The 6,769-nt window shown below is 61.4% G+C and carries 4 protein-coding genes and 3 pseudogenes; 4 read left to right on the top strand and 3 right to left on the bottom strand.

What is annotated here, in order from left to right; translation table 11 throughout:
• A pseudogene (locus EN750_RS12665) lies at positions 1 to 1,521 on the bottom strand (shikimate kinase); the annotation flags it as partial.
• Positions 1,522 to 1,524: 3 nt separating this feature from the next.
• On the opposite strand from EN750_RS12665, the gene EN750_RS40655 reads away from it, so the two are divergent.
• The gene (locus tag EN750_RS40655) at positions 1,525 to 1,821 is read left to right on the top strand and encodes a hypothetical protein (protein ID WP_245482687.1); all 297 of its coding nucleotides are present in this window, start codon (positions 1,525 to 1,527) and stop codon (positions 1,819 to 1,821) included.
• Positions 1,822 to 2,189: 368 nt separating this feature from the next.
• A complete protein-coding gene (locus EN750_RS12660; protein WP_126057614.1) occupies positions 2,190 to 4,772 on the top strand; it encodes an EAL domain-containing protein in 2,583 nt (860 codons plus the stop codon).
• Positions 4,773 to 5,086: 314 nt separating this feature from the next.
• On the opposite strand, the pseudogene EN750_RS39385 reads toward EN750_RS12660, so the two are convergent.
• A pseudogene (locus EN750_RS39385) lies at positions 5,087 to 5,600 on the bottom strand (transposase); the annotation flags it as partial.
• 122 nt (positions 5,601 to 5,722) lie between these two features.
• Here EN750_RS39385 and EN750_RS12650 point away from each other — a divergent pair.
• Both EN750_RS12650 and EN750_RS12645 read left to right on the top strand, forming a co-directional pair.
• Positions 5,723 to 5,935, top strand: coding sequence for a hypothetical protein (locus EN750_RS12650; RefSeq protein ID WP_126057615.1), 213 nt, complete (start codon positions 5,723 to 5,725; stop codon positions 5,933 to 5,935).
• Positions 5,835 to 6,117, top strand: a pseudogene (locus tag EN750_RS12645) (transposase); the annotation flags it as partial. The gene EN750_RS12650 and the pseudogene EN750_RS12645, both read left to right, overlap by 101 nt.
• Positions 6,118 to 6,415: 298 nt before the next feature.
• On the opposite strand, the gene EN750_RS12640 reads toward EN750_RS12645, so the two are convergent.
• Positions 6,416 to 6,769: sensor histidine kinase (locus EN750_RS12640; RefSeq protein WP_145967609.1), on the bottom strand; the 354-nt coding region annotated here is incomplete at its 5' end.

Raw genomic sequence — 6,769 nt, 5'->3', positions numbered from 1 at the left:
CTCGTAGGTGCCGAAGATGGCACGCTCGGCAAACCAGCGTTGCGCCTCCAGCGGCTGCGCCAGCACGTTGCGCTGCAGGCAGCTGTAGGTCTCCAGCACCAGCCCGGTGGCCGACAGGATCTGCTTGGACCGGGTGAACTGGTAGCCGCTTTTCTCAATGGCCGGCGTGTGCGACTTCGGCGGCTTCATCGAGGCGATGCCGCGCGCCTGCAGCTGCGCGTCGAACTGGCGCACATGCTCGTAAAGGCGAGGCTGGTCGCCAATGATGACGACGGTGTCGCCATCAAAATCGCCGTCGAGCATTTTTTGTTCGACGCTTGGAACCGCAACCAAAGAGCCGGGCGCGAACACCTCCGTCGCCTGCAGGATGCCGACGCACTCGAGCGCGGTGTCGGCCTTGACCCGGTCCTTTTCCTCCAGCCAGTACGAATGGCACTTTACGTCCTCGGCAGACATCACGACCCCGCGCTCGGCGAAGTCCGCCGGCCACATTTCGTCGGGCACAACGATCAAGATGCCTTTGGCAAAGAAGGTCGGATCGTCGGCGGCAAGCCCAGCCCCCGACCTGTGCGCGAAGTTGAAGCTATATTGGAAGGCCACGCACCGATCCAGGAACGCCGCGGTCCGGTCGCCATCGCGCGCCGACCTGACCCGGTCGGCGGCGAACGGGCGCAGGTTGGGCTTGTCATAGGGGGAGCGTCCGACAAGCACGCCAGCGTCACGGGTCAAGGTCTTGCTCTTGCCCGTCGGCACATGCAGGCATTCGTCGCTGGACGGCACGGCGATAGCGCTCGAACCCTCGATATGCCCGCCCGTGACCGTCCGGAACAGCTCCTCGGCGGTGAGGCTTTGATGGGTTTCGAGCCAAGCCTGAGCCTTCTCGCGGGTCTCCTGTGCTACCTCGACGCTACGCGGATAATGTTGCAGCGCCGAGGGCGGTACCGCCGATTGCCTTTTATCGGCATAGGCAGGCATCCGCTCGGGAGCGTCGTGGCGAGCCCGGGCAATGGACGGCATGCGCTCGGCCAGTGAGGCCCTAATGAAGCCGCAGCCGTCATGCGGCCGCAAGGCGATCTCGCCGTCTCGCCCCTCGAACCGGAAGGGATGCACTGCGCCTGCGGGATGGTCGGGCAGAAGGGACAGCTTGAAGCACCCTTCCAGCGCATAATCATGGGGGCCAATGTCGGGGATGCCCGGCGGCGCGGCAAATCCGCGGCGCTGGGTATAGTAATAGGCTTCCTTGAACGGCGCCCAGGCCCGCGACAGCTGCTCAAAGGCCGTACCCGGAGCCGTCTCGGCATAGGGGATCGCCAAAAGCTTGCCGCTTGGGGCCTCTGCGGCCGTGAAAGGCAGGTGAGAGGCAAGCTGGTTCAGGCTCTTTTGCGGCGGCTTCAGTTTGCTGCCGCCGAACAGGTCCATGCGGTAGGGCACGCCCTCCACGGTGAACGTGCGTGTCAGCATGGCTCCAGTCGGAGTTCCCTTTAGCTGCACCGCCACCACCTTCACCGCGCCCGAGGTCAAGCGGTGGAAAATGGAATAGCGCAACTCGGCTTCGCTGGCCAGCGGCCGGCCTTGCATGTCGACCACCGGCAGCCGCATCAGTCCGGCATCGCCTTGCGGCGGTCTCGGCTCGTGGTCCATGGCCTGAAGGACCCGATGGACATCGAAGCTGGAGGCTGCATGCTGGGCCTGGATCATCGATGCGTTCTGCGCCATGAAGGTGTCGAGCGCTTCGAGCGGCTCCTTCGCCTCGATCTCGGCGATCACGCTCGAGTTCGCGCACCGCCTCGGCGCGCGCCGCGGCGCTCCTTCCTCGGCTGATGAACACTGCCGATCATAGATTCGACTGCCAGCCTCAAAGCCCCATCGTCGTGCATAATATGGGCTGGCCTCGCTACATTCGAAGGGGATCGAAGGCCGATCCCACGGTGCGGTGAAAGAAGCTGCAAGCGGCTTCCAAGACTAGGTGCGAGCACCTCGATCTCATTGTAGGCCCGTCATCGGATCATATGGAAATCGGTGAGCTTCATCCGCCGGCCTTTTACAACGTGGTTTGGTCGATCCTCTAGGGGATTACGCAGTCTTAAGCCAGCATTAATACCTTAGACGCGACACTAGGAATACTTTTACTATTCGCTAAAGCTCGATGCTATTTGACGAGGACTGGTCTTGCGTTTGCAGTTTTCTAGATGAGAGGGCTAAAGGACATTAGCGTCGGGACCAAGCTCTCGTTGGGCTTTGGGCTGGCGCTGCTGTGCGTCGTGGCCGTGGGAGTATTTGGGGTCGCGCAACTGCGATCACTCAACAAGGTCACGAGCGAGATCACCAGCGTTTGGTTGCCCCAGGTCCAGATCGTCGGCGAGATGAAGCGCAACCTCGCGGAACACCAGCTCTATGCGACGTTGCGCGTGCGCACTGCCGAGGCTGCGCAGATAGCCGGCATTGAGAAGGAGATGGCGAGGGAAAGCGACGAAATACTGCAAGGTCGGCGCGCCTATCGCCGGAGTGCCGGATCGCTGGCCGAGCAGCAGCTGTTCGACCAGTTCGTCAACCTATGGACGGCCTACGAAGATTCCCTGACATCGATTTTCCCGCTCCTCGAAACAGGAGGGCGAACAATGGCTGTCAAGGAGTTCGAGACGGTATCGCTCCCGACCGTTGCCGCCGCCACGCAGCGATTGGACGACCTGCTGGCCCTCACCAACGAGCGCAGCACGGCCGCGGCGGTGATGGCGGACAGGACCTACACCGTTGCGCAAAGATTGACTTGGCTGGCAGTTCTTTTTGCCGCCGGGTGTCTTGGTGGGCTTGTCGCCTGGATACGCCACAATGTCAGCAAGCCGATCCTCGCCGTGACCGAGGCGATGCGTTGCTTGGCGCAGGGCGAGCGCCGTTCGAGTCTCATTGCGCTGAAAAGGGATCGGCAGGACGAGGTTGGAGTGCTGTTCTCGGCCTTTGCCGGCTACCGGGCCAGCCTGGAGCGCAGCGATGCCTTGGCCCGAGAAGCCGAGCTGGAGCGGCAGCAATTGGCCGCGGCCGCCGCCAATATGCCCGTAGGGCTTTGCATGTTCGATGCGGAGAGGCGGCTGGTTCTGTGCAACCAAAGCTACGCCGATCTCTACCATGTGCCGGAGCCCCTGACTCGTCCCGGCACGCCGTGGATCGATTTGATGCGGTTCCGGATCGCGGCGGGCCTCTATGCCGGCCATGACCCGGAAAAGTATGTGCAGCAGCTGACGGAGACCATCGATCGCGCAGAGCGGACGGTGAGCCTGGTGGAACTCAGGGACGGACGCACCATCGACCTCATCCATCAGCCACTGCCGGGCGGCGGGTGGCTTGCCACTCACCATGACGTGACCGACTTGCGGCGGAGCGAAGCCAAGATTTCATACATGGCGCGCCACGACGGACTTACCGAGCTTCCAAATCGCATATTGTTCCGCGAACGCGCCGAGGAGGCTTTGGTCGAGATGCGGCGTGATGGTAGCAAGATTGCTTTCCACTGCCTCGATCTCGATCATTTCAAGATGGTCAACGACACGCTGGGGCACCCGGTTGGCGACGCCTTGCTGAAGGAGGTCGCCGCCAGACTGAAACAGGTGGCCCGTGAAGGCGACACCGTGGCAAGGCTCGGCGGCGATGAGTTCGTGATCATTCAAACCGCGGTTGATCAGCCGGTCGAGGCGACAGCTCTTGCCCAACGGGTCATTGATGGGCTGAGCGCACCTTATGTCGTCGATGGCCACGGGGTTATGATCAGCGCCAGCATCGGCATCTCGATCGCGCCGGACGATGGCATTGACGCCGACCAACTTCTCAAGACCGGCGACATGGCGCTCTACCGGGCGAAGGCGGAAGGCCGCGGAACCTACAGGTTCTTCGAACCGGAAATGGATGCGCGCATGCAGGCGCGGCGGTTTCTCGAACTCGACCTGCGCGAAGCGGTGGTGCGGCAGCAGTTCGAAATCTACTACCAACCGCTCCTCAATCTCGACCGCGGCGAGGTCAGCTGCTTCGAGGCGCTGCTGCGCTGGCATCACCCGACGCGCGGCATCGTATCCCCGGGAGAATTCATCCCGCTGGCCGAGGACATCGGCCTCATCGTCCCGATCGGTGAATGGGTTATCAAGCAAGCCTGTCTCGACGCGGCAAGCTGGCCCGGTAGCATCAAGGTCGCCGTCAATCTGTGCCCGGCGCAATTTCGCAACGCGCGCTTGCTCTCCACCATCGTCGAGGCATTGGATATCTCGGGACTGCCCCCCAGCCGGCTTGAGCTTGAGATCACCGAGACAGTGCTGCTGGCCAACAGCCAGGCGACTCTCTCGATGCTGCAACATATCCACATGCTCGGCGTTCATATCGCGATGGACGACTTCGGAACCGGATATTCGAGCTTGAGCTATCTGCGCTCGTTCCCATTCGACAAGATCAAGATCGATCAATCCTTCATCACGGACGCCGGAGATATCGACAGTTCCGTCGCCATCATTCGAGCGGTCACGAGCCTCGGCAACAGCCTCGGGATGCAGACCACCGCCGAGGGCGTCGAGACCGTGGAGCAGCTGGAACGGGTCCGAAGAGAAGGCTGCACCGAGGCGCAGGGCTTCCTGCTCAGCCGCCCGCTGCCCGCGCGGGACATCCCCGCGATGCTGGAGCGGACCCGCGCCGTGGTGGCGGGCGAGATCATTGAGACCGAACCCGAAACGTCAGGCGAGCGAGACACGGACAAGCCGGGCAGGCGTCGCAGTAGGGCGTCTGTCCCCGCCTAACCGGGATGCAAGCGAAAAACAGTGCCAACGAACATGAGTTTGCCGGCCTAGTTCAGGCCGCCACTCGGATCATGTCGATAGCGGGTGTGTAGGTCGGCGCGGCTCGAAATTAGGTGTGCTGAGCGCCGGTCAAAGTGGGATTAGCTTGTCATATCGATTATGGGATCCAGGTTGAACCCGACTTGCAGGACTCTGCTCGTAACCGAGCAGATCAACCTCACATTCGGTCGCTGCTCTTCACGGCTGCACCAACATCCCGCCTACGGCCGCTGGGCTCGGGCGACGAGACCATTCTGAGTGAGCGGCGTTTTATATACCCGTTCGGTCGTCAGTACCTTGCGTTCACGACAGATACGCCGGCGATCCTCCTGCTCCGGTGTTGGCTCTTTGACCATTGCACATATGCGCGGTTCGCCTCGCTTGAAGGCAAGGAGAGACGAGCGTTTCACCATCGATCTTATCGGTTTTGGCTCGGCGACTGCGACGAGACACTGCGATAGAAGCGGGATCAACGACGTAGCTCTCGATCCCCGCCTTGCTCAGAACCCGATGGATCCAGGAGCCATCGAGCCCGGCTTCCTGGATAGCGACGACGGGGAAGTCTGGCCCCATGCGTGCTCTTGCCTTCTCTCGCACGCTATCGAAGCGACGGAACAAGGCGGATAAATCACCACTGGGGACACTGTGTTTCGACAACTTCTCGCCGCCACCTGGCGACAACGACGAGATCAGCCAGGTTGAACGGCTGAGCTCCAGCGATACGAAGATTGCGCCCAGACCAGTCCGGATAGCAGTCAGAGTTTCGGATCGGTCGGCCACTACATGCATGGTGTTCCTCCGCGGGGTGTTTGTTAGCAGCGTCACTCTGCCAGAGCACGCGCCGCTATCCATCCGTCGCCATGGGATCTGGTGATTGTTCATGTCGCCGATTCCCGCGAAGGAACGCCACCATGACCAAGATTGAAAGTAAGACCGCCAGCGCTGCCGTCAAAGACATTCTGCTTTCAGACCCGGACGGACTTCACGAAATGATCCGTGCGGTGATGCAGGAGGTGCTCGAGGCCGAGATGGACGACGGTGGAGGAGACCATCGAGCGCACGCTGACCTTCTTTTGCCTGCCGCGCCAGCATCACAAGCATCTCAAGAGCACCAACATGCTTGAACGGCTCAATGAGGAAATCCGCCGGCGCACCTATGTCGTGCGCATCTTCCCCAACGCCGAAAGCTGCCTGCGCCTCGTCAGGGCGCCGGCTGTCGAAACCAACGAAAACTGGATGGAGGCCCTACATCAACATTGACGACCTGCGCGAGCACAAGAAGCTCGCTCTACGCCAAGCCGCATGACCAGCATCGTGGCCGCCCCATTTTGCAGAACTTGACGCACACAACCGCCACTTCGAGTTTACCGACCGCACCGAGTCATCCACGCAAAGACCTGCGCAGCGTCAGCTTCAGAGCTTGGTCCCACCGGCTGAACGCCAAAAAAGCGGATCTTGGCCATCGGAAGCGCCCTCAACCGACTGAGAGGTTTCGGCTTATGCGATGCGACTGGCAGTCCTGCGCTCCGGGGACAAGGCCGTGGCGGCAGAAGATCCCCTGGACATCAGGCGATGTCCGGAAGGCAGCATCGTAGTAACGGTTTTTACGCCGCTCGCGGCACGCGCGAGGTGAACGTCGCCCGGGTGACCGACACGCTGGTGCCGTCAATATCGCTGATAATCTCCACCCTGGCCTCCAGTTGTTTCACCAGTGCTTCGACGATGGCTGTTCCAAGTCCGGTAGCCGGTACGTCGTTGGCGATCTTGCCGACGCCATTGTCCGAAACCGTCAGTTTCCAGTCACTGCCCGCGGTCTCGTAGCTCACCTGGATGCGAGCGCCGGTTCTCTTCTTGGGGAAAGCATATTTGATGGCGTTGAGCACGAGTTCGGTGACAATTAGTCCCAGACTGACTGCCCTTTGCGAATCTATCCTGCCGCCTTCGGCCATTACGGTGAC

Source organism: Mesorhizobium sp. M7A.F.Ca.ET.027.03.2.1, assembly GCF_003999175.1.
Lineage (GTDB): Bacteria > Pseudomonadota > Alphaproteobacteria > Rhizobiales > Rhizobiaceae > Mesorhizobium.
This window is presented reverse-complemented; position numbering and strand designations above follow the sequence as displayed.